The following is a 23,327-nucleotide window of genomic DNA, read 5'->3' on the forward strand; positions in this document are numbered from 1 at the left end:
GCCTAACGACTACTCGGGCAGGCGGAGTTCCAGATCGGCCCGGGGCCGCACGCCCTCCCGGCCGATCCCCGCCAGCAGCTCCGCGACCGGGCCGCGGCCCGGCACCCGCGCCTCGGGGTCCACGTCGTGCCAGGGGGCGAGGACGAAGGCGCGCTCGTGCGCCCTCGGGTGCGGGAGGGTGAGCCCCGGGTCGTCGGAGACCACGTCCGCGTACGCCAGGATGTCCACGTCGATCGTGCGCGGCCCCCAGCGCTCCTCGCGGACCCGGTCGTACGCCTCCTCGATGGCGTGGCCGCGCTCCAGCAGCGAGTCCGGCGGCAGCGTCGTCCTGATCACCACCACCGCGTTGAAGTACGACGGCTGGGAGCCCGGGTCGACGCCCCACGGCTCCGTCTCGTACACCGGGGAGACCGCCTTGACCCGCAGGCCCGGGGTGTCCTCCAGGGCGTCGATGGCGCCCTGGAGCGTCTCCAGCCGGTTGCCGAGGTTGGAGCCGAGGGAGACCACGGCCCACTGCGGATTGGACAGCGTGCTGTCCGCCGCGTCCACCTGCGCGACCACCGCGGCGGGCACCGGCTGGGCGGTCGGGTCGCTCGCCGGGCCGCTCGTCAGGTCGCTCGCCGGGTCGCTCTGGGGCCCGCTTGCGGAAAACAGACTCATACTCGGCTCCGGGTGATCGTGACGGTCACGTCGTCGAAGGGCACCGTGATCGGCGCGTCCGGTTTGTGCACGACCACTTCGACCTCCTCGACCCCGTCATGCTTCAGGCACCGCTGCGCGATGCGTTCCGCCAGGGTCTCGATCAGATCGACCGGCTCCCCCTGGACGACCTCCACGACCTCCTCGGCCACCACCCCGTAGTGCACGGTCTTCGACAGGTCGTCGGCGGCGGCGGCGGGCCGGGTGTCGAGGCCGAGCACCAGGTCCACGATGAAGGTCTGGCCCTCCTCGCGCTCCCGGGGGAAGACGCCATGGTTCCCACGGGCCCTGAGGCCGCGCAGCGCGACACGGTCCACGCGAATCACTCCTGCTGTCGTTGATCGTCACGGACCCACCCATTCACGGGCGGTTCCGTACCCACTTCCGAATCTACCCGCGGGCACTGACAGCGCTCCCCCGAGGGGGTGACGACCCGGCCCGCACCCGGGCACCTACCCACTCGGGCGGGGGTCAGGCGGGAGTCTCGTCGTCCGGTTCGGCTTCGGTCTCGGCCAGTACGGGCGAGCCGTGGTGCGCCCAGATCTTCCACCCGCGCGGGGTGCGCCGGAACACGTTCGTCGCCACGACCAGCTGCCCCACGAGCGGTCCCAGCTCCGCGCCGTCCTCGGCCGGGCCGCCGCTCAGGATGTTCTCCGTGCAGGTCACCAGGGCCGTGTCGGACAGGACGGAGACCTCGACATCGGTCAGGAAGAACTGGATGTACTCGGTGTTCGCCATGATCACCGCGTACGAGCGCAGCACCTCGCCCCGGCCGCTGAGCACCGGCCAGCCCGGGTGGACGCAGGAGACCAGCTCGTCCTCCTCGTCCAGCCAGAGCCCGGACATCGCGTCGTAGTCGCCGCGCTCCATCACCTCGTAGAACGCGGTGTTGGCCAGCTCCACCTGCTCGCTGTCCGTACGCGCCGTCATCGTCTCCCTCTGTTCGCTTCTCCGCCCGTGAGGCGCAGAGGTGCCGGCATCGTGGGTGACCGCGCACCGGCGGCCTCGCGTGCGTCGCTCACGGAACGAGCCCCGCGGCGCCCTCGACCGCGCGCGCCACCCGTACCGCGTCCGCCGTCGCCCGCACCTCATGGACCCGGACCGCCCAGGCCCCCTCGTGGGCGGCGATCGCGGAGACCGCGGCGGTGGCCGCGTCGCGCTCGCGCGCGGGCGGCGGGGCGCCCTCGGCGTCCGCCAGAACCTGGCCGAGGAAGCGTTTACGGGAGGCCGCGACCAGAAGCGGCCGGCCCAGGGCGCGCAGCTCGGGCAGGTGCGCGAGGAGCGCCAGATCGTGTTCCGCGGTCTTGGCGAAACCGAGCCCGGGATCGATCACCAGCCGCTCGGGGGCGATACCGCCGGCGATCACCGCGTCCATCCGGGCGCGCAGCTCGGCGGCGACCTCGGCGACGACATCCGTGTAGACGGCGCGGCTGTTCATCTGCTCGCTGAACCCGCGCCAGTGCATCACCACGAAGGGCACCCCCGCCGCCGCCACGGTCCCCACCATCGCGGGGTCCGCGAGACCGCCGCTCACATCGTTGACCAGGAGCGCGCCGGCCTCGACCGCCTGCCCGGCGACCGCCGCGCGCATCGTGTCGACGGAGACGGCGACGCCCTCGGACGCCAGCCCCCGGACGACCGGGACGACCCGCCGCAGCTCCTCGTCCTCGTCGACACGGGACGCGCCGGGACGGGTCGACTCACCGCCGACGTCGACGAGATCGGCGCCCTCGGCGACCAGCGCGAGGCCGCGTTTGACGGCCGCGGTGGTGTCGAACCAGCGACCGCCGTCGGAGAAGGAGTCGGGCGTCACATTCACGACCCCCATGACCGCACAGCGGTCCCACCGCGGCAGCCCCTCGACCGTGCCGCGCCCGCGCAACATACTCATATGCCCCACCCTAGTGCTGCGACCGGAAGGGTTCACCGGCACGCGTTCCGGCCACAGCACCGGGCCGGCCCCGTCGGAGGCCGGGAGGCGGATCAGGCCGGGCTGACCTCGTGGTCCGACGGGGTACGGGCCGAGCGGTCACCCGGCCGGTCCCGGTCCCGGTCCCGGTGGCCGCGGCCGAGCCGGCGCAGCGGCCGGGGCAGCGCCAGTGTCACGAACCCCTCCGCCTGCATCGCCGCGAAGCCGATCCTGGGCAGGTCGCCACCGGCTCGGAAGACCACGTAACGCGGCTCCCAGCGCGGCTGGAACTTGGCGTTGAACTTGTACAGCGACTCGATCTGGAACCAGCGGGAGAGGAAGACGAGCAGCCCCCGCCAGCAGCGCAGCACCGGCCCCGCGCCCAGCCGTTCGCCCCGGGCCAGCGCCGAGCGGAACATCGCGAAGTTGAGCGAGACCCGCACCACCTTCAGCTGGGGCGCGGCCTGCAGCGCGGCGACGATCAGCAGCTCGTTCATGCCGGGATCGGCGGACCGGTCGCGGCGCATCAGGTCCAGGGACATCCCGTCCGTACCCCACGGAACGAAGTGGAGTACGGCCTTCAGGTCGCCGTACGGGCCCGGTGTCTCCTCGCCCGGCTTGTGCGCGGTGGCGACGACCGAGTCCCCGTCGGCGGGGTCGCCGATCCGGCCGAGCGCCATGGAGAAGCCGCGCTCGGTGTCGGTGCCGCGCCAGTCGTCGGCGGCCCGGCGGATCCGCTCCAACTCTCCTTCGGAGAGGTCACGGACGCGCCGTACCCGCGTTTCGTAGCCGGCGCGCTCGATGCGCTTCACCATCTGGCGTACGTTCCGCATGGCGCGTCCGTGCAGGGAGAAATCCGGCACGTCCACCACCGCTTCGTCCCCCAGCTCCAGCGCGTTGAGCCCGGTCTCCCGGGTCCAGACCTCGCCGCCGGTCTCGCTGCACCCCATGACGGCCGGGGTCCAGGAGTGCGCCTTGGCCTCGTCCATAAAGCGTTCGATGGCGCCGGGCCACGCCTCGACGTCCCCGATGGGGTCGCCGCTGGCGAGCATCACCCCGGAGACCACCCGGTAGCAGACGGCCGCCTTGCCGCTGGGGGAGAAGACGACGCCCTTGTCGCGGCGGAGCGCGAAGTGGCCGAGGGAGTCCCTGGCGCCGTGGCGCGCGAGCAGCTCGCGCAGCCGCCGCTCGTCCTCCTCGGTCAGCCGCGCGGCCGGATGCTCCGGGCGGAAGGCGAGATAGATGGTGGTGAGGGCGGTGAGCAGGCCGAGCGCGCCGAGCGAGTAGCCCACGGTCCAGTCGACGGTGCCGCTGTACTCGACCGGGCCCTCGAAGCCGAACAGGCCGTACAGCACGTGTTCGAGACGGTCGGTCAGGCTGGGATTGCCGACGGTACGGTGCGGATGGACGCTGACGATGATCAGCCCGAGCCCGATCGAGCCCGCGCCCATCAGCACGAAGTTGGCGAGCGCCCGCCAGCGGCTGCGCGGGTCGGGCAGCGCCGCGAACTCGCCCCGGTGCCGTACCAGCACACCGAGCAGGAACAGCGAGAACACCGCCCCGGCGATCGAGTGCCGGTACCCGAACTGCGCCACGGTCCCCAGCGGCAGCAGGATCACGGCGGCGCGCCACGCCCGGCGCTTGCGCCGTTTGAGCCCGTGCGCGAGCAGCAGCAGGAGTACGCCGGCGCTCATCGCCAGCGCGGCGGCGAACGGTCCGAGCGCCCCCGGGAGCACCTCGGCGAGGGTGTGCATCCGGCTGTGGCGGAAGCGGGGGAAGACCCCGGCGGCGATGTCGATCAGGCCGATGAGGGTGCACGCGGTGCCGACCAGGCCGGGGACGGCCTCGGGCCGTGGCCCTCTGACGATCCGTCCCACCCGGTCGGGCAGCTGCCGCGTCCTCGCCTTCGGAGGTATCCCCGACGACCGGTCAGCCTGATTCGGAACCGATCCTGATTTATCCCCATCTAGCGTCACAGACATCGCTTCCCGTGGCTCCGCGAGAGATTGTGGTGGCCGAGTCCGCGTCTGATGGTGCGGGCCGGACATTTTGCGACCTCTAGGACGTTGCTTTCGGGGGGCGGGTTCCTCTGCGTACAGGAAAATCTCACGGAAGAGCATCGGTCGACATGGGTCTTACCAGCCATAAAGTCCTGGCCGTGGCGGTCCTGGTGGCCGTGCTGCTGTTCGCCGCGACCATCTGGATGTGGCCGCGGCTGTCCCGCCGTACGCCACGTGCCGTCCTCGGCCGCATCGGGATGCTGTTCGCCACCCAGGTGACGATCTTCGCGGCGGTCGCCCTGGTGGCCAACCAGTACTTCCTGTTCTACGGGACCTGGGGCGACCTCTTCGGCCAGGAGCAGGAGCTCGGGGCGGTCGTCGGGCAGGCGGCGGCCGACGGCAAGCACGTCACGGTCATGGACACGCAGCACTCGCCCGTTCCCGGCAGCCGGCAGCCCTCGGTGGCCGGCCAGATCCAGAAGATCGCCATAAGCGGCGAGAAGTCGGGGATCAACAGCACCGCGTATGTGTATCTGCCGCCGCAGTACTTCCAGCCGCAGTTCCGGAAGCAGAAGTTCCCGGCGGCCGAGGTGCTCACCGGCTACCCGGGCGTGGCGGAGAACCTCATCAAGGGGCTCAACTACCCCACGACCGCCTGGCAGCTCGCCAAGGCGAACAAGATGCAGCCGATGATCCTGGTGATGCTGCGGCCCACCGTGGCGCCGCCGCGCGACACCGAGTGCGTGGACATCCCCGGCGGTCCGCAGACCGAGACCTTCCTCGCCAAGGACGTGCCGACGGCGGTGTCCCGGGCGTACCGGGTGAAGGACGTGCCGCGCAGCTGGGGCATCATCGGCAACTCCACCGGCGGCTACTGCGCGCTGAAGATCGCCATGCACCACCCCGAGCAGTTCTCGGTGGGCGCCGGGCTCTCCGCGTACTACAAGGCGGCCGAGGACCCGACGACCGGCGACCTCTTCCAGGGCAAGGACGAGCTCAGGAAGCGCGCGAACCTGCTGTGGAGCCTCGACCATCTGCCGCAGGGCGACACGTCGCTGCTCGTCACCAGCTCCCGCAAGGGCGAGCGGAACCTCAAGGACACCGAGACGTTCATCAGCAAGGTCAAGGCGCCCGCGCAGGTCTCGTCGATCATCCTGCCGAGCGGCGCGCACAACTTCAACACCTGGCGCCGCGAGATCCCGCCGGCGCTGGTGTGGATGAGCGGCCGGCTCAGCGGCGCCTGATCACGTGCTGATGGTGCTGACGGTCTCCAGCTCGACGTCGGTACGCGGGACGGCCCGGCCGTCCGCGTCGATGGACCGGCGCAGCGCCTCGTGCAGCCGGGCCGGGGTGAGGACGCCGAGGAAGCGGCCGGTCTCCTCGCGGTCGATGACGGCGATCCAGCCGGCGTCGTGCTGGAGCATCGTGGCGAACGCCTGTTTGAGGGAGGCGCCGACGGGCAGCCACGCCTCCATCCGGCGGGCGTGCTCCCGTACCGTCCCCGACGCGTGCGCGGTCTCCGGGATCCAGCCGTGGAGCCGGTCCTCGGAGTCCAGGACGACGGCCCAGCGCGCGCCCGCCCGCGCGAGCTTCGCCGAGGCGCCGGCGAGCGGGTCGTCGAGGTGGACGACGGGCGGCTGTTCGAGGTCGCCCTCCTCGATGGGGGTGACGGAGAGCCGCTTGAGGCCCCGGTCGGCCCCGACGAAGTCCGCGACGTACGGGGTCGCCGGGGTGCCGAGCACGGCGGCCGGGGCGTCGAACTGCTCGATCCTGCCGCGGCCGTAGACGGCGATACGGTCGCCGAGCCGGACGGCCTCCTCGATGTCGTGCGTGACGAACAGCACCGTCTTGCCGACCGCCGCCTGGAGCCGGAGGAACTCGTTCTGGAGGCGCTCGCGCACCACCGGGTCGACCGCGCCGAAGGGCTCGTCCATCAGCAGGACGGGCGGGTCGGCGGCGAGCGCGCGGGCCACCCCGACGCGCTGGCGCTGGCCGCCGGAGAGCTGCTCGGGATAGCGGTCGCCGTAGACCGACGGGTCGAGGCCGACCAGATCGAGGAGTTCGGCGGCGCGGGCGCGGCCCTTCGCGCGTTTCCAGCCGAGGAGATGGGGAACGGTCGCGGTGTTCTCCAGAACCGTACGGTGCGGGAACAGCCCGACCTGCTGGATGACATAGCCGATACGGCGCCGGAGCCGGACCGGGTCGATCGCGGATATGTCGTCGCCGTCGAGGAATATCCGTCCCTCGCTCGGTTCGATGAGCCGGTTGACCATTTTCATGGTCGTCGTCTTGCCGCAGCCCGAAGGCCCGACGAGCGTGACCAGTTCACCCCGGGCGACCTCGAAGGAGAGATCGTCGACCGCGGTCGTGCCGTCCGGGTACCGCTTGGTGACGTGCTCGAATCGGATCATGGCTCCCCATTGTGCGGGCAGTGTGCGGCGGGTCGTGTGAAGGCCATGTTGCTGGAATGTGGCGGCCTTCCGCGAATGTCAGTGGTCGGGGATAGGGTCGTACGCGGGAAGAAACGGGGGAGGTGGGGTGGGATGAGTACGCGTGGATGCCTGGCGGCGAACGACTGGATCTGCGGGGAATATCTCCGCTCGCGCGGCCAGGAGCTGACGGACGCGACGGTCCAGCATGTGTGGATCACGGCGGTCTCGGTCGCCATCGGTCTCGCGGTGGCCTTTCCGCTGGCGTTGCTGGCGCGGAGCAGACCGGCATTCGCGGGGCCGGTGCTCGGACTGACGACCCTGCTCTACACCATTCCTTCACTTGCGATGTTCTCGCTGCTGCTGCCGGTGTTCGGACTCTCCGCCGGGCTGGTGATCACGGGGCTGGTCCTGTATTCGCTCACCATTCTCGTGCGGAACATCATGGCGGGGCTGGATTCCGTCCCGGAAGAGGCCAGGGAAGCGGCCCGCGGGATGGGGTACGGGCCCGGCCGGCTGCTCTGGGAGGTCGAGTTGCCGCTCGCGCTGCCCGCGCTGATGGCCGGCCTTCGGATAGCGACGGTGTCGACGATCGCCCTGACGACGGTCGGCTCGATCGTCGGCCGCGGCGGGCTCGGCAATCTCATCGACGACGCGCTCCAGAACTTCTTCAAGGCGCAGGTGCTGGCCGCCTCGGTGCTCTGTGTGCTGCTCGCGGTGGCCGCCGATCTGCTGCTGCTCGGCGTGCAGCGGCTGCTGACGCCATGGACCCGGATACGTACGCAAGGGACCCGGATACATGCGCCGGAGAAGACGCGTACGGCTGAGCAGGCGCACGCGTCGGCGAAGGCGGTGGTCTGACCGTGGGTGTGCTCGGCGAGGCGTGGTCCTGGCTGGCGACGGGCGCCAACTGGGCCGGGGACGGCGGGGTGTGGCACCGGCTCCAGGAGCATGTGACCGTGAGCGGCACGGCCCTCCTCATCGCCTGTGCGATCGCCCTGCCCGTGGCGTTCTTCCTCGGGCACCTCGGCAGGGGAGGCGCCGTCGCGATCAACATCTCGAACGTGGGCCGGGCCGTGCCCGTCTTCGCCGTGCTCGCGCTCTTCATGGTCTCGCCGCTGCGCAACTCGGGCTCGGTGCCCACGGTCGTCGCCCTGGTGCTCTTCGCCGTACCGCCGCTGCTGACCAACGCCTATGTGGGGATGGCGGAGGTGGACCGCGCGGTGGTGGAGGCGGCCCGGGGGATGGGGATGTCCGGGTGGCAGCTCTTCGTACGGGTGGAGCTGCCCCTCGCCCGTCCGATGGTCATGACCGGTCTGCGGTCCGCCTCCGTCCAGGTGGTGGCGACGGCGACGATCGCGGCGATGGTCGGACAGGGCGGGCTCGGCCGGATCATCACCGCCGGCTTCAACACGTACGACACCGCGCAGGTTGTCGCGGGCGCGCTGCTCGTCGCGCTGCTCGCGCTGCTGGTCGAGGGCGCGCTGCTCCTGCTGGACCGGCTGATCGCCCCGGCCACGGTGCGCCGTGGCCCCGCGGCCGGCGCCCCGGTGGCCCCCGCCCGTAAGGACCCCGCCCGTACGACCGCGTGACGACCGACCTTTCGGCTTCTTGGAGATGGTGAACATCATGAGCAAGACCTCGCGCACCGCGGGTGCGGTACTCGCGGCGGTGACGCTGGCGGCGTCGCTCGCCGCGTGCGGCGGCGACAGCCTGAAGAAGGACAAGGGCGGTTCGGGTTCCGGATCGGACTCCGGATCCGGATCCGGGTCGGACAAGAAGGGGTCGCTCGTCATCGGCGCGGCGGCCTTCACGGAGTCCAAGGTGCTGGCCGAGCTGTACGCCCAGATCCTCGCGGACGCCGGCTACGCGACCTCCGTCACGACGGTCAAGAACCGGGAGCTGTACGAACCGTCCCTGGAGAAGGGCGAGATCGACGTCGTACCGGAATACGCCGCGACGATCACGGAATTCCTCAATGCGAAGGTGAACGGCGCCAAGGCGGCCGAGTCGAAGCCGCTCGCCTCCAGCGACGCCGACGCGACCGTCGCCGAGCTGAAGAAGCTCGCCGAGCCGCGCGGGCTGAAGGTGCTCCCCGCCGGACAGGCCGTCGACCAGAATGCGTTCGCGGTCAGCAAGGAATTCGCGGCGAAGAACAACCTCAAGACCCTTTCCGACCTCGGCAAGTCCAAGATCGAAGTGAAGATCGCCGCCGGTGACGAGTGCGAGGTACGGCCGTTCTGCGCGCCCGGTCTGAAGAAGACGTACGGCATCGACGTGGCGGGCATCGACCCCAAGGGCGTCGGCACCCCGCAGTCGAAACAGGCGGTCAAGGACGGCGTCGACCAACTGGTCCTCTCCTCCACCACCGACGGCACCCTCGACAGCTTCGGACTGGTGGTGCTTGAGGACGACAAGAACCTCCAGAACGCGGACAACGTCCTGCCGGTGGTCAATGCCAAGGACGCCGGTTCGCAGGAGATAGCCGACGTTCTGGGCAAGCTGACCGATGCTCTGACGACCGACGATCTCGGCGCGTTGAACCTCAAGGTCGACGCCGAGCGGGCCAAGCCCCAGGATGTCGCCAAGGAGTATCTGGAGAGCAAAGGTCTGGTCGGGAAGTAGCCCCCGCCGGGCGAACGCACGGTAACCCGCGGGGTAACCCGCACCAGGCATAAAGGAGTTCTCCAGCGGAAACGGAAGACGGACCGAGGGGGCCCGGCAACGGACAGAGAAAGATTGTCCGACCGGTGCCCCATTCGGCCCGCACGCACGGTAAATTTCGGGCCATGCCACGTGGACGCCACCGCCATTCGCCACCTCTCCACAAGCTTCTGCCGCCCTCGGCGGTCGCCGGAGCCGCGGTTCTCTTCGCCGCGGGCTCCTGGCTGTTCGCGGATCCCCTGGTGCTGCGTGGCCTCGTCGCCGCGACGACGGTCGTCGCGGTCTGCGGCGCCATCGTCATGCGCGGCTGGGACCGCAGCGCCGGCCGCCGCGTCGCCGAGCTGGCGCGCGGCCGGGAGAGCGACCTGTGGAAGACCGAGGAGCGCGTGGCCGAACTGGAGGCCGACGTCGAGGAGTCGCGCGAACTGCGCCTCAAGCTCGACGTCAAACTCCGGGCCAAGCGCGTCGAGCTGGCCAAGCTCCGTGGCGAACACGCCGCGCTGCTGCGGCGCTACGCCACCGCCGAGACCGAGCGCGCCACGGCGCTGGAGGGCCGGCGCCGGCTCGCCCTGGAAGCGGCGGCCGAGCCCCGGGCGCTGACCACCGGCAAGGCCCCCACCACGGCGGCGTACCTCGGGGCCGCCCGCGCCCTGGACGAGCTGCTGCGCAACGCCGCCGCCCAGGAGGCGCGGCGCACCGTGGAGGCGGCCCGCGCGCGCGACCTGGCCGAGCGTGCCGTCGAGGCGGAGGACCAGCAGGGGAAGCACGCGGCGGCCGGGCCCGCGGCGTCCGGAACGTCGGCGTCCGGAGGGACGGCGTCCGGAGCGTCGGCGGCCGAGCAGCACAGCCGCCCGGCGCCCGCCCTGCCCGCGTCCCGGGTGGCGACGGCGTCCGCGATCGTGCCGTACTCCCCGCTGCGCCGTCCGGTACGGCCCGAGGGAGGCTTCGACTTCTTCGGCGCGGAGGGCCGGCCCAAGGAGGAGGCGGGCGAGGAGTCCGGTGAGGGGACCGACGGCGAATCCGCCCCGGAGAGCCCGGCCGCCCCTGAGACCCCGGCCGTTCCGGCCGCCGCCCTGGAGCGCGAGGACCTCGCCGACGTGGTGGGCGAGGAGGCGCTCGCCGAGCGGCGCAGGACCGAGGAGCGCGCCGTCGGCCAGGTCATCGACCTGACCGCGCACGACGACACCGAGCGGTTCGAACTCGGCGAGCTGCGCGGCGTGGCCAGCTCCTGACGGGAGCCCGCCGTACCCGCCGCGCTACTTGTCGATGTCGCCCACGACGAAGAACAGCGACCCCAGAATCGCCACCATGTCCGAGACCTGCGTCCCCGGCAGCAGTTCGGCCAGCGCCTGGATGTTGTTGAACGACGCGGACCGCAGCTTCAGCCGGTACGGCGTCTTCTCGCCCTTCGACACCAGGTAGTAGCCGTTCACCCCGAGCGGGTTCTCCGTCCACGCGTACGTGTGTCCCTCGGGTGCCTTCAGCACCTTCGGCAGCCGCTGGTTGATCGGCCCCGGGGGCAGCTCCGCGATCCGGTCCAGGCAGGCGTCCGCCAGAGCCAGCGCGTTGTGCGTCTGCCCCAGCAGGCACTCGAAGCGCGCCAGGCAGTCGCCCTCCTCGCGCGTCACCACGTCGAGGGTGCCGAGCAGCTCCCCGTACGCGAGATACGGCTCGTCGCGGCGCAGGTCGAAGTCGACGCCCGAGGCGCGGGCGATCGGCCCGGACACCCCGTACGCGTGGACCGCCTCCCGCGCCAGCACCCCGACCCCGCGCGTACGGCCCCGGAAGATCTCGTTGCCGAGCACCAGCCGGTCGTACACGTCCATCCGCGAGCGCACCTCGGCGACCGCGTGCCTGGCCCGGGAGGTCCAGCCCGCCGGCAGATCCTCCTTGAGGCCGCCGACCCGGTTGAACATGTAGTGCATCCGGCCGCCGGAGATCTCCTCCATCACGGACTGGAGCTCCTCGCGCTCCCGGAAGGCGTGGAACACCGGGGTGATACCGCCCAGTTCGAGGGGGTACGAGCCGAGGAACATCAGATGGTTGAGCACCCGGTTCAGCTCGGCGAGCAGCGTCCGCGTCCAGACGGCGCGCTCGGGCACCTCCATGCCGAGCATCCGCTCGACGGCCATCACCACACCCAGCTCGTTGGAGAACGCCGACAGCCAGTCGTGGCGGTTGGCGAGCATCACGATCTGCCGGTAGTCACGCGCCTCGAAGAGCTTCTCCGCGCCCCGGTGCATATAGCCGATGACCGGCTCGGCCTCCCGGATCACCTCGCCGTCCAGCACGAGGCGCAGCCGGAGCACCCCGTGCGTGGAAGGGTGCTGCGGCCCGATGTTGAGCACCATGTCGGTGCTCTCCGCCGCGCCGCCGATGCCGACCGTCGTCCGGGTGGGGGTCGTCTCCGTCATGCGCCACAGTCTCGCAGAGCGCCGCCAGGACCACCCGGAGCGGTCCCGACCGGCTGCACCAGCCAGCCGAAGTCCCCCAGGCCGCCGCGCGCCGTCAGCTCGGCCGCCTCGCCGGCCGCCGCCAGCGCCCGTACGTACCCGGCGGGATCGGTGCCGGCGAGCGAGAGCGGCGGGCGCGCGCCGCTGACGCCGAGGCGGCGCAGCGCCTCGCGCTGGGTGAGGAGTTCGGCGGGCGGCAGCGGCGGACCGGGCGGACCGGGCGGACCGGGCGGACCGGGCGGACCGGGCTGAGGGACCTGAGCGACCTGAGTGACCTGAGCGACCGCGCAGGAGTCCAGCGCCACATGGGCGGTCAGATCGCACGAACCGTCCGGTACGGGACGCACCTCCCGCCCCGCCCGGAACCCGGTCAGGGTGCCGAAGAGCGGCCGGGCGTCCCGCGCGTGCGCGTAGTCGACGGCGACCGCGAGCCCGCGCTCCAGCGTCGCGACGGCCGCCGCCCACGCCGCGTCGCGCGGCCGGCCGATCTCCGCGCGGCTGCCGGGTCCTGCCGGCGGCCACCAGCGGTCCAGCCAGGCGGCGTCGGCGCCCCGGACCGGCCCGCCCGGCTCCTCGGAACCGTCCGGCCGGACCAGGACGTACCGTACGACGCCGTCCTGACCCGTCTCCGCGATGTCCAGCGGGACGTTGTCCAGCCACTCGTTCGCGAACAGCAGCCCGCGGACCCCGGCCGGCGGCTCGGCCAGCCACTCGATACGCGGATCGAGGCCCGGGGGGCGCGCGGCGCGTTCGACGGCGTACGGGCGCACGGTGAGGCCCGGGGGGAGCGCGGCCAGGATTCCGGTCAGGAGTTCGCCGCGTCCCGCGCCGAGGTCGACGACCGCGACCTCGTCGGTGTCCAGCTCCCGTGCGGTCCAGGCCAGCAGCCGGGCGACGGCGGCGGCGAAGAGCGGGGAGACGTGCACCGAGGTACGGAAGTGACCCGCGGGGCCCTCGGGGCGCAGATAGAAGCCGCCCGGGCCGTACAGCGCGGCCTCGGCCGCCGTACGCCAGGGAAGCGCGCGCCCCGAATCGGCGGACACGCCCCCGTACCCAGTCCCGTCCCCGTTCCTGTCCCCGTTCCCGCCCGCGTTCCGGTTCACGTTCCGGTCCGTCCTGTCCGTCGCCTCATCCGCCAACGGCACCAAGTCTCCACCTTGGGGAGTACGCTTCCGCCGACCGGATCGACCCTCCGGTTGACCCGTCCCCCGTTCCCGCCTCCCTACGCTGGGTTACGTGCAGCGCTTCTACGACTTTCTCCGCAGACACCCGACGGGCGTCGACAGCTTCTGGGCTGTCCTGCTCTTCGGGTTCTCCTTGTTGTGGGTGGTCAGGGAGAACGACGGCGCGACGGCGCGGCTGGCCGCCATGGCGACGGTGCTGCTGCTCAGCCTGACCATGGCACTGCGCCGCCGCGCGCCCGAGAAGATGTTGATGGGCGTCGTGGCGATCGGCGCCGGTCAATTGGTGCTCGACATCGAGGCCAATCCGGCCGACTTCGCGATGCTGGTGATCATCTACACCGTCGCAGGACAGGGCGGACCGCGCTGGGCCTCCCGGCTCGCGCTGGCCGGCGGGGTGGCCGCCACCCCGGTCGCCCAATTGCGCTGGCCCCTGCCGGAGTCCGGCACGGCGGGCCGGGTCTTCTTCACCGTCGTGATGACCGTGCCGTTCGTCCTCGCCTGGGTGCTCGGCGACTCGCTGCGCACCCGCCGCGCCTACTTCGACCAGCTGGAGGAGCGCGCCACCCGGCTTGAGAAGGAGCGCGAGGCCCAGGCCAAGGTCGCGGTCGCCGCGGAACGCGCCAGGATCGCCCGCGAGTTGCACGATGTCGTCGCCCACAACGTCTCGGTGATGGTCGTCCAGGCCGACGGCGCCGCGTATGTCCTGGACGCCGCCCCCGACCAGGCCAAGCAGGCCCTGGAGACCATCTCGACCACCGGCCGGCAGGCCCTCGCGGAGATGCGCCGGCTGCTGGGCGTGCTGCGCACCGGCGACTCCGAGGACAGCGACGGGTACGTACCGCAGCCGGACGTCGGCCAGATCGAGGACTTGGTCGAGAAGGTGCGCGAGGCCGGCCTCACCGTGGACTTCCGGATCGAGGGCACCCCGCGTCCGCTGCCCAGCGGAGTGGAGCTGACCGCGTACCGCATCGTGCAGGAGGCCCTCACCAACAGCCGCAAGCACGGCGGACCCGACGTCGGCGCCAGTGTGCGGCTCGTCTACTTCGACGACGGGCTCGGGCTGCTCGTCGAGGACGACGGCCGGGGCGCGGCGCACGAACTGTACGAGGACGGCGGCGCCGACGGCAGGGGGCACGGGCTCATCGGCATGCGGGAGCGGATCGGTATGGTCGGCGGCACGCTGGACGCCGGACCGCGGCCGGGCGGCGGCTTCCGGATCAGCGCGCTGCTGCCCCTGAAATCCGCGTCCTAGCCGGCCGTTTCCCGCTTCTCCCGCCTCCCCGCCTCCCCGCCGCCCCACTGCCCCCGCCTCCCAGCCTCCCCCGCCTCCCCGCCGTTCTACTGGACAAGGACTCCCCATATGTCGATCCGCGTGATGCTCGTCGACGATCAGATGCTCCTGCGCACCGGTTTCCGCATGGTGCTGGCCGCACAGCCGGACATGGAGGTCGTCGCGGAGGCCGGGGACGGCGCGGAGGCGATCGAGAACCTCCGCTCCACGACGGTGGACGTCGTCCTGATGGACGTCCGGATGCCGCGCCTCGACGGGGTCGAGGCCACACGGCGGATCTGCGCCGAGCCGGGCGCCCCGAAGGTGCTCATCCTGACCACCTTCGATCTGGACGAGTACGCGTTCTCCGGGCTCAAGGCCGGTGCCAGCGGCTTCATGCTGAAGGACGTGCCGCCGGCCGAACTGCTGGCCGCGATCCGCTCCGTGCACAGCGGCGACGCCGTCGTCGCCCCGTCCACCACCCGCCGTCTCCTCGACCGCTTCGCGCCCCTGCTGCCGGGCGGCGCGCAGCCGCAGCACCAGGAGCTGGGCCGGCTGACCGCCCGTGAGCGCGAGGTGCTGCTGCTGGTCGCGCAGGGGCTGTCGAACGGCGAGATCGCGGGCCGGCTCGTCCTCTCCGAGGCGACCGTGAAGACCCACGTCGGCCGGATCCTCACCAAGCTCGGCCTGCGCGACCGGGTCCAGGTCGTCGTCCTCGCGTACGAGACCGGACTGGTGCGGGCGGGCGGCGGTACGTCCCGCTGAGCGAGCGGTACGCCCCTGAGCCGCGGTACGCCACGCCGACCGGCCCCGTACCGCTGCCCGGCCGCCGTCAGCGCAGCATCCCCTCCAGGAAGTCGCTGCCGAGGCGCGCCACCACCGACACGTCCAGCTGGTGCAGCACATAGCGGCCCCGGCGCCGCGTTGTCAGCAGCCCCGCCTTCCGCAGCACGGCGAGATGGCGCGACACCTCGGGCGCGGTGATCCCGTTCGCGTCGGCCAGCTCGCCCGTCGTGTACGTACCGCGCGCGAGGTGGCGGCAGAGCCGCATCCGCATCGGGTGGGCGACCGCCTCCAGACGCAGCTTGACCGTGTCGACCGAGGCGGCGCCGGCCGGTTCACCGGCGGGCACCGGGTACTGGACGACCGGCTGCCAGCCCGGCGCGTACAGGGCTATCAGGTGCGGCCAGCCGAAGGCGGTCGGCAGGAACGTCAGCGCCGCGCCCGCGGCCGTGGTGCGGCCCGCGCCGAGCTTGTCCACCACGATCCGGGTGCGGAGGCCGTCCTCCTCCACCGTCAGGGCGGGAGAGGCGGCCTTGAGGGCCTCCGCCAGTCCCTTGTGGCGCAGCAGCTCCGTCTTGTGGCGGGCGTCGGCGGCGAGCTGGACGCGGACGCGCCGCCAGGTGTCCGAGAAGAACACCTCGTCGCACTCCTCCAGCAGCCGCCGTATCCAGGCCCGGACGGCCGGCGGGTCGTCAAGCATGCGCTGGACGAACGCGGCCTGGCGCGGCCCGCGCGCCGCCGCCAGCTCCAGGGCACGCCCGCGCGCGCCCGCGTCGACGAGCGGGGAGGGCGCGCCCTCCCCGTACCGGCTGGCGCAGGAGATCTCCAGCGCGGCGGCGACATACCGCTCGTCGGCCATCCGGTCGAGGTCGTCCAGCTCCTCCGTGAGCGTGCCGCGCGGTACGGCCGGCAGCAGGATGTCCGCGCGGGCCGCGCGCCAGAGGAAGTCGGCCTCATGGAGCCGCTCGGCCAGCTCCGCCTTGAACGTGGCGGATATGGAGGTGGTCCAGCCGTGCAGCCGGGGGTGATGGGCGGGCTCGGACAGCGCGTGCAGGGCCGCGGCCAGCTCGGCCAGCGGCGAGAGGCCGAAGGTGATCCGCTCCTGGGGCAGTCCGGTGATGTCGATGAACACGCTCATGACCCCATGGTGCCCGCCGCCACCGACAACGGGCGCTCGTTTGACGGGGGCGGTCAAACGACGCGCCCGCCGCCCACGTACCGGCACAGGGTGGGCGGCATGGACTCGATTCAGCAGCACATGCTCGACAGCTACCGCGCCACGCTCCGGGGCGAGCCCGTCCCGCCGTCGCCGGGCCGCTACGACCGGGAGACGCTCCGTACGATCCGCGAGTACCGCGAGAGGTCCGGCGGGTCCGGCGGGTCCGGCGGCGGTCGCGGTGGCGCCGGCGCCACCCTCGCCGCGCGGCTGGCGCGGCTGCTCGGCCGCCCGGGTGCGTCCCGTCCGTAAGGACGGGGGACGGCGCGGTCAACGGGGAGACCCCGGGCGGTCCGTGAGCGGTGCCCCACAGCCTGTGGACAACCCGGTGACTCCGCGAAACGCTGGCGTAGCATGGCGAGAAATCGTCCGGTACCCCCTGCGGACTGGAACGGGAAGGCCCCGCCGCGTGAATCCACCACCTCAGGACCCCTTCGATCCCCGGGACCGCCCCGCCCGGCTCACGGTCGGCGTCGTCGGAGCGGGCCGGGTCGGCCCGGCCCTCGCGGCATCGCTGAGGCTCGCGGGACACCGGCCCGTCGCCGTCTCGGGGGTCTCCGACGCCTCCGTACGGCGGGCGGCGGCGCTGCTGCCGGACATCCCCCTGGTCACCCCCGCCGAGGTGCTCGCCCGCGCCGAGCTGGTGCTGCTGACCGTCCCCGACGACGCCCTCCCCGGGCTGGTCGAGGGGCTCGCCGAGACCGGCGCCGTACGGCCGGGACAGCTCCTCGTGCACACCTCGGGGCGGTACGGCGTCAAGGTCCTCGACCCCGCCCGGCGCGCCGGCGCCCTGCCGCTCGCGCTGCACCCCGCGATGACCTTCACCGGCAGCCCGGTGGACGTCCAGCGGCTGGCGGGCTGCTCGTTCGGGGTCACCGCGCCCGACGAGCTGCGGCTGGCCGCGGAAGCCCTCGTCATCGAGATGGGCGGCGAGCCGGAGTGGATCGCCGAGGAGGCCAGGCCGCTCTACCACGCGGCCCTGGCCATCGGCGCGAACCACCTGGTCACCCTGGTCGCCCAGGCCATGGAGCTGCTCCGCACGGCGGGCGTCGCCGCCCCCGACCGGATGCTCGGTCCGCTGCTCGGCGCCGCCCTCGACAACGCGCTGCGCTCCGGCGACGCCGCCCTCACCGGACCCGTCGCGCGCGGGGACGCCGGTACGGTCGCCGCGCACGTCGCGGAGTTGCGCGCGCACGCGCCCGCCGCCGTCGCCGGATACCTCGCGATGGCCCGTACGACCGCGGACCGGGCGCTCGCGCACGGACTGCTCAAGCCCGAGCTGGCCGAGGATCTCCTCGGTGTCCTCGCCGGCGGGGACAGCCTCGGCGACGCCCGCGGAGGCGGCACGGGGGGCACCCGATGACCTTCGGACTCGCCACCGCGCGCGTGGACCTCGACCGGCTCCTCGACGCGCGCGCCACCGCCGGCCCCGGCCAGGTCGCCGCCGTACTGACCATGGGCGCGCTCCACGAGGGCCACGCCGCGCTGGTACGGGCCGCGCGCGAGCGTGTCGGACCGGCCGGCTTCGTCGTGGTCACCGTCTTCGTCAACCCGCTCCAGTTCGGCGCGGGCGAGGACCTGGACCGCTATCCGCGCACCCTGGACGCCGATCTGGAGCTGGCGCGCGCGGCGGGGGCGGACGCCGTCTTCGCGCCGTCCGCCGCCGAGGTCTACCCCGACGGCGCGCCCCAGGTCACGATCGTCGCCGGGCCCATGGGGGAGCGGCTCGAAGGCGCCGCGCGCCCCGGCCACTTCGACGGCATGCTCACCGTCGTCGCCAAGCTGCTGCACCTCACGCGCGCGGACGTCACGTTCTTCGGCGACAAGGACGCCCAGCAGCAGGCGCTGGTCCGCCGGATGGCCCGCGATCTGAACTTCCCGGCCGAGATCGTCGGCGTACCGACGGTCCGGGAGGACGACGGCCTCGCGCGCTCCAGCCGCAACCGGTACCTCTCCCCGGCCGAGCGGCGCACCGCCCTCACCCTCTCCCGCGCCCTGTTCGCCGCCCGTGACCCGCTCACGGCCGCCGGCGCGCGCGCCGCGGCCCGCGCGGTGCTCGACGGGGCGGCCGGCGCCGTACCGCCGCTGACCCTCGACTACCTGGCGCTCGTCGACCCCGGCGACTTCACCGAGGTCCCCGACGACCACACCGGCGAGGCGATCCTCGCCGTCGCCGCGCGGATCGGCACCACCCGGCTGATCGACAACATCACCCTGACCTTCGGAGCCACCCCATGACCGGAACAGCGACCGGCACCCCGACCGGAGCGGGCACCGCGATACGGCTGGCCGCCCCCGCCCCCGGCTGGGCGATCGACGCCGACGTGGTCGTGGTCGGCTCGGGCGTCGCCGGTCTCACCACGGCCCTGCGCTGCACCGCCGCCGGACTCCGTACGGTCGTCGTCACCAAGGCCAGGCTCGACGACGGCTCCACGCGCTGGGCGCAGGGCGGTATCGCCGCCGCGCTCGGCGACGGCGACACCCCCGAGCAGCATCTGGCCGACACGCTCGTCGCGGGCGCGGGACTCTGCGACGAGGAGGCCGTACGCGCTCTGGTCACCCATGGCCCCGCCGCAGTGCACCGGCTGATCGACACCGGCGCGCACTTCGACCTCGCCGCGGGCGGCGAGCTCCAGCTGGGCCGCGAGGGCGGCCACCACCGCCGCCGGATAGCCCACGCGGGCGGCGACGCGACCGGCGCCGAGATCTCCCGGGCCCTGGTCGAGGCGGTCCGCGCGGCGGGCCTCCGTACGGTCGAGAACGCCCTCGTACTGGACCTTCTGACGGACGGGCACGGCCGTACCCGGGGCGTCACCCTCCATGTGATGGGCGAGGGGCAGCACGACGGCGTCGGCGCCGTCCACGCGCCCGCCGTGGTCCTCGCGACGGGCGGCATGGGCCAGGTCTTCGCCGCCACGACCAACCCCGCCGTCTCCACCGGGGACGGGGTGGCGCTCGCGCTGCGGGCCGGCGCGGAGGTCTCCGACCTGGAGTTCGTCCAGTTCCACCCGACGGTGCTCTTCCTCGGCGCCGGCTCCGAGGGCCAGCAGCCGCTGGTCTCCGAGGCGGTACGGGGCGAGGGCGCGCATCTCGTGGACGCCGACGGGATCCGGTTCATGCTCGACCAGCACGAGCTGGCGGAGCTGGCGCCGCGCGACATCGTCGCCAAGGCGATCATGCGCAGGATGCGCGAGCGGGACGCCGACCACATGTATCTGGACGCCAGGCACTTCGGCGCCGACATGTGGGAGCACCGCTTCCCGACGATCCTGGCGGCCTGCCGCTCCCACGGCATCGACCCCGTCACGGAGCTCGTACCGGTGGCGCCCGCCGCCCACCACGCCTCCGGCGGCATCCGTACGGACCTGAGCGGCCGGACCACCGTCCCGGGCCTCTACGCGTGCGGCGAGGTCGCCTGCACGGGCGTGCACGGCGCCAACCGGCTGGCCTCCAACTCGCTGCTGGAGGGCCTGGTCTTCGCCGAGCGCATCGCGGCGGACATCGTCGCGGCGGACACCGCGGCGGCGGACACCGCGGCGGCGGACACCGCGGCGGCGGACACCGCGGCGACGGAGCGCCCCGAGCCGGTGGAACACAGCCTCCTTACAGAGGACGCGGCGAACGTCCTTGCGGAGGACGCCGCGAACGCGGAGGAACTGCCGCTCATCGCCCCCGAGGCGCGCATCGTGATCCAGCGGGCCATGTCCCGGGGCGCGAGCGTCCTGCGCTCCGCCCGCAGCCTGGAGGAGGCCGCGCGCGCCCTGGACGCCGTCCAGTCCGCCGTGTACGAACCCCTGGCCCCCGACGCCAAGGCCGCCGAGCCGGGCGTCGACTCCTGGGAGACCTCCAATCTCCTCTGCGTCGCGCGCGTGCTCGTCGCCGCCGCGCTGGCGCGCGAGGAGACCCGCGGCTGCCACTGGCGCGAGGACCGGCCCGAGCGCGACGACACCGACTGGCGCCGCCATCTCGTCGTCCGGCTGACGCCCGGGCGCGGGCTCGTGGCGCGCCGTACGGACACCGCCGCCTTCCCGCCCGTCAGCCCCGTACTCATCCCCACCGACGCCCCCAGGGAGCCGTAAACCGTGAGCACGTACGAAGACAATCCGCGTCCCGAGCCCGTGGACGTACCGCTCATCCAGATCGGCGCCCCCGCCTCCGCCCCCGCGGCGGCCGGGGCGGGCGGCTGCGGCGACGGCTGCGGCTGCGGCGGGGACGGCGGCTCCGACGGCCTCGCCGAGCTGGAGTGCGGGCTCGACCCCGCGCTCGCCCAGCTCCTCCTGGACGGCGGGCTGGACCCCGTCCTGGTCGAGGACATCGCCCATGTCGCCATCGAGGAGGACCTCGACGGCGGCGAGGACATCACCTCCGTCGCGACCGTCCCCGAGGACGCCGTCGCCACCGGCGACTTCACCGCGCGCGAGGGCGGTACGGTCGCCGGCCTGCACATCGCCGAGGCCGTTCTGTCCCTCGTCTGTACAGAGGCGTTCGAGGTCGAGCGGCACGTCCTGGACGGCGACCGCGTCGAGGCCGGCCAGAAGTTGCTGAGCGTCACCACCCGCACCCGCGACCTGCTCACCGCCGAGCGCGGCGCGCTCAACCTCCTGTGCCGGCTCTCCGGCATCGCGACCGCCACGCGCGCGTGGGCCGACGTTCTCGAAGGCACCGGCGCCAAGGTCCGCGACACCCGCAAGACCACCCCGGGGCTGCGCGCGCTGGAGAAGTACGCGGTGCGCTGCGGCGGCGGCGTCAACCACCGCATGTCGCTCTCCGACGCGGCCCTGGTCAAGGACAACCACGTCGTCGCGGCGGGCGGTGTCGCGGAGGCGTTCAAGGCCGTACGGGACCGCTTCCCCGACGTCCCGGTCGAGGTGGAGGTCGACACGCTCCACCAGGTCCGCGAGGTGCTCGACGCGGGCGCCGATCTGATCCTGCTGGACAACTTCACCCCGGAGGAGACCGCCGAGGCCGTGGCGATCGTCGCGGGCCGCGCGGTCCTGGAGTCCTCCGGCCGGCTCGCGCTCGGCAACGCGCGCGCGTACGCGGAGACCGGCGTGGACTATCTCGCGGTCGGCGCGCTGACGCACTCCTCACCGATCCTGGACATCGGCCTCGACCTGCGCGAGGCCGACCCGGCCGACGCCGTGGAGAGTACCGGGGCGGGCGTCTGATGCTGCTCACCATCGACGTAGGCAACACCCATACGGTCCTCGGCCTGTTCGACGGCGAGGAGATCGTCGAGCACTGGCGCATCTCCACCGACGCCCGCCGCACCGCCGACGAACTCGCCGTCCTCCTCCAGGGCCTGATGGGCATGCACCCGCTGCTCGGCGACGAACTGGGCGACGGCATCGAGGGCATCGCCATCTGCTCGACGGTCCCCTCCGTCCTGCACGAGCTGCGCGAGGTCACCCGCCGCTACTACGGCGACGTCCCCGCCGTCCTCGTCGAGCCCGGCATCAAGACCGGCGTACCGATCCTCATGGACAACCCCAAGGAGGTCGGCGCGGACCGCATCATCAACGCCGTCGCCGCCGTCGAGCTGTACGGCGGCCCTGCGATCGTCGTCGACTTCGGTACGGCGACGACGTTCGACGCGGTCAGCGCGCGCGGCGAGTACGCGGGCGGGGTCATCGCCCCCGGCATCGAGATCTCCGTCGAGGCGCTCGGCGTCAAGGGCGCCCAGCTCCGCAAGATCGAACTGGCCCGGCCGCGCAGCGTCATCGGCAAGAACACCGTCGAGGCGATGCAGTCCGGCATCCTCTACGGCTTCGCCGGCCAGGTCGACGGCGTGGTGACCCGGATGGCCAGGGAGCTGGCCGACGACCCCGAGGAAGTCACGGTCATCGCGACCGGCGGCCTCGCGCCCATGGTCCTCGGCGAGGCGTCGGTGATCGACGAGCACGAGCCCTGGCTGACCCTGATCGGGCTGCGCCTGGTGTACGAGCGCAACGTCTCCCGGATGTGAGCACCCTCCGGCCGCCGTCCCCCGTTCGGCGGCCGGGGCCGCGCCAGAAGAGGGCGTTAAGAGGATTTTGTCCCTTTGGCGCGTACTGTCGCCGCATGCCCACGCCATACGGATCCCGCGGCGGCATGGCGTTCGGCACCGACGAGCTGCGTGTGCTCCGACGTGCCCTCGCCGTTGCCCTCCATCCCGCCCCGCTCCCGAACGACGACGTCCGCGCGTGCCTGCGGCTCGCCGAGTCCGTGGACGAGGCGATGCGCGAGGCCGGGCGGCTGCGCGACTTTCTCCTGGCCGACCTCGCGAGGTACCGCCTGGCCCTCCCCGGGTCCCTCACGGGCTATCTGGAGCTGCTCCAGGACGCCCTGAGCGCCGGTTACGTCCCCGTCGCCGACGATCTGACCGCGCTGCGCGCCCTGCGCGGCCACCCGACCGCCGCGGCCCTCCTCGGCCGCTGCCTGCGGCTCGCCGAGGAGTCGGTACGGGCCCGCCTCGCCGGCCGCGCCACCGCCGACGCCCGCGCCACGCCCGTCACGCCCGCTCCCCGCACCCGGCTCCTCGCCCTGCCCGGCGGCCGGGCCGCCGACGAGCCGCGCCGCCCCAAGGAGCCCCAGCGCCCCGCCGCGCCGCGCGATCCGCGCGACCCGCGCGATCCCGCCGCGCCCAGGCCCCCCGCGCCCAAGCCGTCCGAGGTCTTCCCGCCGCGCCGCCGCCCGAAGCCCCCGCCGGAGCGCCTCGCCGCCGGATAGCTACTCTGGACG

23 protein-coding genes are annotated in these 23,327 nt (G+C 72.9%); 14 read left to right on the forward strand and 9 right to left on the reverse strand.

Translation table 11 applies throughout. From position 1 onward, the window contains the following. Nucleotides 1-9: 9 nt before the first annotated feature. The 5 genes from folK to AB0389_RS19955 all read right to left on the reverse strand — a co-directional run bounded on the left by folK (nucleotide 10) and on the right by AB0389_RS19955 (nucleotide 4,590). The gene (folK, locus tag AB0389_RS19935) at nucleotides 10-660 is read right to left on the reverse strand and encodes a 2-amino-4-hydroxy-6-hydroxymethyldihydropteridine diphosphokinase (RefSeq protein ID WP_366396741.1); all 651 of its coding nucleotides are present in this window, start codon (nucleotides 658-660) and stop codon (nucleotides 10-12) included. Next, nucleotides 657-1,016: a dihydroneopterin aldolase gene (folB, locus tag AB0389_RS19940; RefSeq protein WP_366396742.1), complete on the reverse strand. Its 360-nt coding sequence runs from the start codon at nucleotides 1,014-1,016 to the stop codon at nucleotides 657-659. Before folB ends, folK begins: the two co-directional genes overlap by 4 nt. A gap of 154 nt (nucleotides 1,017-1,170) precedes the next feature. Continuing rightward, nucleotides 1,171-1,629, reverse strand: coding sequence for a nuclear transport factor 2 family protein (locus AB0389_RS19945; RefSeq protein ID WP_366396743.1), 459 nt, complete (start codon nucleotides 1,627-1,629; stop codon nucleotides 1,171-1,173). Nucleotides 1,630-1,717: 88 nt separating this feature from the next. Next, a complete protein-coding gene (gene folP, locus AB0389_RS19950; protein WP_366396744.1) occupies nucleotides 1,718-2,590 on the reverse strand; it encodes a dihydropteroate synthase in 873 nt (290 codons plus the stop codon). A 92-nt stretch (nucleotides 2,591-2,682) separates the two neighbouring features. Then, nucleotides 2,683-4,590, reverse strand: a complete 1,908-nt coding sequence (locus tag AB0389_RS19955; RefSeq protein ID WP_366396745.1) for a phosphatidylglycerol lysyltransferase domain-containing protein — start codon at nucleotides 4,588-4,590, stop codon at nucleotides 2,683-2,685. Nucleotides 4,591-4,736: 146 nt separating this feature from the next. Here AB0389_RS19955 and AB0389_RS19960 point away from each other — a divergent pair, with 146 nt between their 5' ends. Then, complete coding sequence (locus tag AB0389_RS19960) at nucleotides 4,737-5,852, forward strand: alpha/beta hydrolase-fold protein (RefSeq protein ID WP_366396746.1); 1,116 nt, start codon at nucleotides 4,737-4,739, stop codon at nucleotides 5,850-5,852. On the opposite strand, the gene AB0389_RS19965 is transcribed toward AB0389_RS19960, so the two are convergent. After that, complete coding sequence (locus tag AB0389_RS19965; RefSeq protein WP_366396747.1) at nucleotides 5,853-7,019, reverse strand: betaine/proline/choline family ABC transporter ATP-binding protein; 1,167 nt, start codon at nucleotides 7,017-7,019, stop codon at nucleotides 5,853-5,855. Between the two features lie 132 nt (nucleotides 7,020-7,151). On the opposite strand from AB0389_RS19965, the gene AB0389_RS19970 reads away from it, so the two are divergent. From AB0389_RS19970 to AB0389_RS19985, 4 genes are all read left to right on the forward strand, one after another. Continuing rightward, nucleotides 7,152-7,898 carry an ABC transporter permease gene (locus AB0389_RS19970; protein ID WP_366396748.1) on the forward strand — a complete coding sequence of 249 codons (747 nt, stop codon included), beginning with the start codon at nucleotides 7,152-7,154 and terminating at the stop codon, nucleotides 7,896-7,898. Between the two features lie 2 nt (nucleotides 7,899-7,900). Beyond that, nucleotides 7,901-8,629, forward strand: a complete 729-nt coding sequence (locus tag AB0389_RS19975; RefSeq protein ID WP_366396749.1) for an ABC transporter permease — start codon at nucleotides 7,901-7,903, stop codon at nucleotides 8,627-8,629. Nucleotides 8,630-8,666: 37 nt separating this feature from the next. Further along, nucleotides 8,667-9,662 carry an ABC transporter substrate-binding protein gene (locus AB0389_RS19980; protein WP_366396750.1) on the forward strand — a complete coding sequence of 332 codons (996 nt, stop codon included), beginning with the start codon at nucleotides 8,667-8,669 and terminating at the stop codon, nucleotides 9,660-9,662. Between the two features lie 164 nt (nucleotides 9,663-9,826). After that, on the forward strand, nucleotides 9,827-10,933 hold the full coding sequence (locus AB0389_RS19985; RefSeq protein WP_366396751.1) for a hypothetical protein: 1,107 nt from the start codon (nucleotides 9,827-9,829) through the stop codon (nucleotides 10,931-10,933). A gap of 24 nt (nucleotides 10,934-10,957) precedes the next feature. Here AB0389_RS19985 and AB0389_RS19990 read toward each other — a convergent pair whose 3' ends face one another. Together AB0389_RS19990 and AB0389_RS19995 are read right to left on the reverse strand one after the other, a co-directional pair. Further along, the gene (locus AB0389_RS19990) at nucleotides 10,958-12,115 is read right to left on the reverse strand and encodes an NADH-quinone oxidoreductase subunit D (protein WP_366396752.1); all 1,158 of its coding nucleotides are present in this window, start codon (nucleotides 12,113-12,115) and stop codon (nucleotides 10,958-10,960) included. After that, nucleotides 12,112-13,197 carry an SAM-dependent methyltransferase gene (locus AB0389_RS19995; protein ID WP_366396753.1) on the reverse strand — a complete coding sequence of 362 codons (1,086 nt, stop codon included), beginning with the start codon at nucleotides 13,195-13,197 and terminating at the stop codon, nucleotides 12,112-12,114. Before AB0389_RS19995 ends, AB0389_RS19990 begins: the two co-directional genes overlap by 4 nt. 193 nt (nucleotides 13,198-13,390) lie before the next feature. On the opposite strand from AB0389_RS19995, the gene AB0389_RS20000 reads away from it, so the two are divergent. Both AB0389_RS20000 and AB0389_RS20005 read left to right on the forward strand, forming a co-directional pair. Continuing rightward, the gene (locus AB0389_RS20000; RefSeq protein ID WP_366396754.1) at nucleotides 13,391-14,590 is read left to right on the forward strand and encodes a sensor histidine kinase; all 1,200 of its coding nucleotides are present in this window, start codon (nucleotides 13,391-13,393) and stop codon (nucleotides 14,588-14,590) included. Between the two features lie 108 nt (nucleotides 14,591-14,698). After that, a complete protein-coding gene (locus tag AB0389_RS20005; RefSeq protein ID WP_366396755.1) occupies nucleotides 14,699-15,373 on the forward strand; it encodes a response regulator transcription factor in 675 nt (224 codons plus the stop codon). 67 nt (nucleotides 15,374-15,440) lie between these two features. Here the strand turns inward: AB0389_RS20005 and AB0389_RS20010 are convergent, their stop codons facing one another. Next, nucleotides 15,441-16,529: a DUF5937 family protein gene (locus tag AB0389_RS20010; protein ID WP_366396756.1), complete on the reverse strand. Its 1,089-nt coding sequence runs from the start codon at nucleotides 16,527-16,529 to the stop codon at nucleotides 15,441-15,443. Nucleotides 16,530-16,628: 99 nt separating this feature from the next. Between AB0389_RS20010 and AB0389_RS20015 the strand changes: the two genes are divergently transcribed. The 7 genes from AB0389_RS20015 (at nucleotide 16,629) to AB0389_RS20045 (ending at nucleotide 23,315) form a co-directional block, all read left to right on the forward strand. Continuing rightward, complete coding sequence (locus tag AB0389_RS20015) at nucleotides 16,629-16,859, forward strand: hypothetical protein (protein WP_366396757.1); 231 nt, start codon at nucleotides 16,629-16,631, stop codon at nucleotides 16,857-16,859. A 157-nt stretch (nucleotides 16,860-17,016) separates the two neighbouring features. Continuing rightward, nucleotides 17,017-17,970 carry a DUF2520 domain-containing protein gene (locus AB0389_RS20020; protein WP_366396758.1) on the forward strand — a complete coding sequence of 318 codons (954 nt, stop codon included), beginning with the start codon at nucleotides 17,017-17,019 and terminating at the stop codon, nucleotides 17,968-17,970. Beyond that, nucleotides 17,967-18,845 carry a pantoate--beta-alanine ligase gene (panC, locus tag AB0389_RS20025; RefSeq protein ID WP_366396759.1) on the forward strand — a complete coding sequence of 293 codons (879 nt, stop codon included), beginning with the start codon at nucleotides 17,967-17,969 and terminating at the stop codon, nucleotides 18,843-18,845. The genes AB0389_RS20020 and panC overlap by 4 nt, the downstream gene beginning before the upstream one ends. Next, nucleotides 18,842-20,686: an L-aspartate oxidase gene (locus AB0389_RS20030; protein WP_366396760.1), complete on the forward strand. Its 1,845-nt coding sequence runs from the start codon at nucleotides 18,842-18,844 to the stop codon at nucleotides 20,684-20,686. Before panC ends, AB0389_RS20030 begins: the two co-directional genes overlap by 4 nt. Before the next feature lie 3 nt (nucleotides 20,687-20,689). Next, nucleotides 20,690-21,775 (forward strand): carboxylating nicotinate-nucleotide diphosphorylase, encoded by a 1,086-nt coding sequence (gene nadC / locus AB0389_RS20035; RefSeq protein ID WP_366396761.1) that lies wholly within the window; start codon nucleotides 20,690-20,692, stop codon nucleotides 21,773-21,775. Further along, nucleotides 21,775-22,572: a type III pantothenate kinase gene (locus AB0389_RS20040; RefSeq protein WP_366396762.1), complete on the forward strand. Its 798-nt coding sequence runs from the start codon at nucleotides 21,775-21,777 to the stop codon at nucleotides 22,570-22,572. Before nadC ends, AB0389_RS20040 begins: the two co-directional genes overlap by 1 nt. Before the next feature lie 125 nt (nucleotides 22,573-22,697). Continuing rightward, entirely contained in the window at nucleotides 22,698-23,315 is a 618-nt protein-coding gene (locus AB0389_RS20045) for a hypothetical protein (protein WP_366396800.1), read from the forward strand. The last annotated feature ends 12 nt before the right edge of the window (nucleotides 23,316-23,327 follow it).

Source organism: Streptomyces sp. NPDC093109 (assembly GCF_040701725.1).
Lineage (GTDB): Bacteria > Actinomycetota > Actinomycetes > Streptomycetales > Streptomycetaceae > Streptomyces.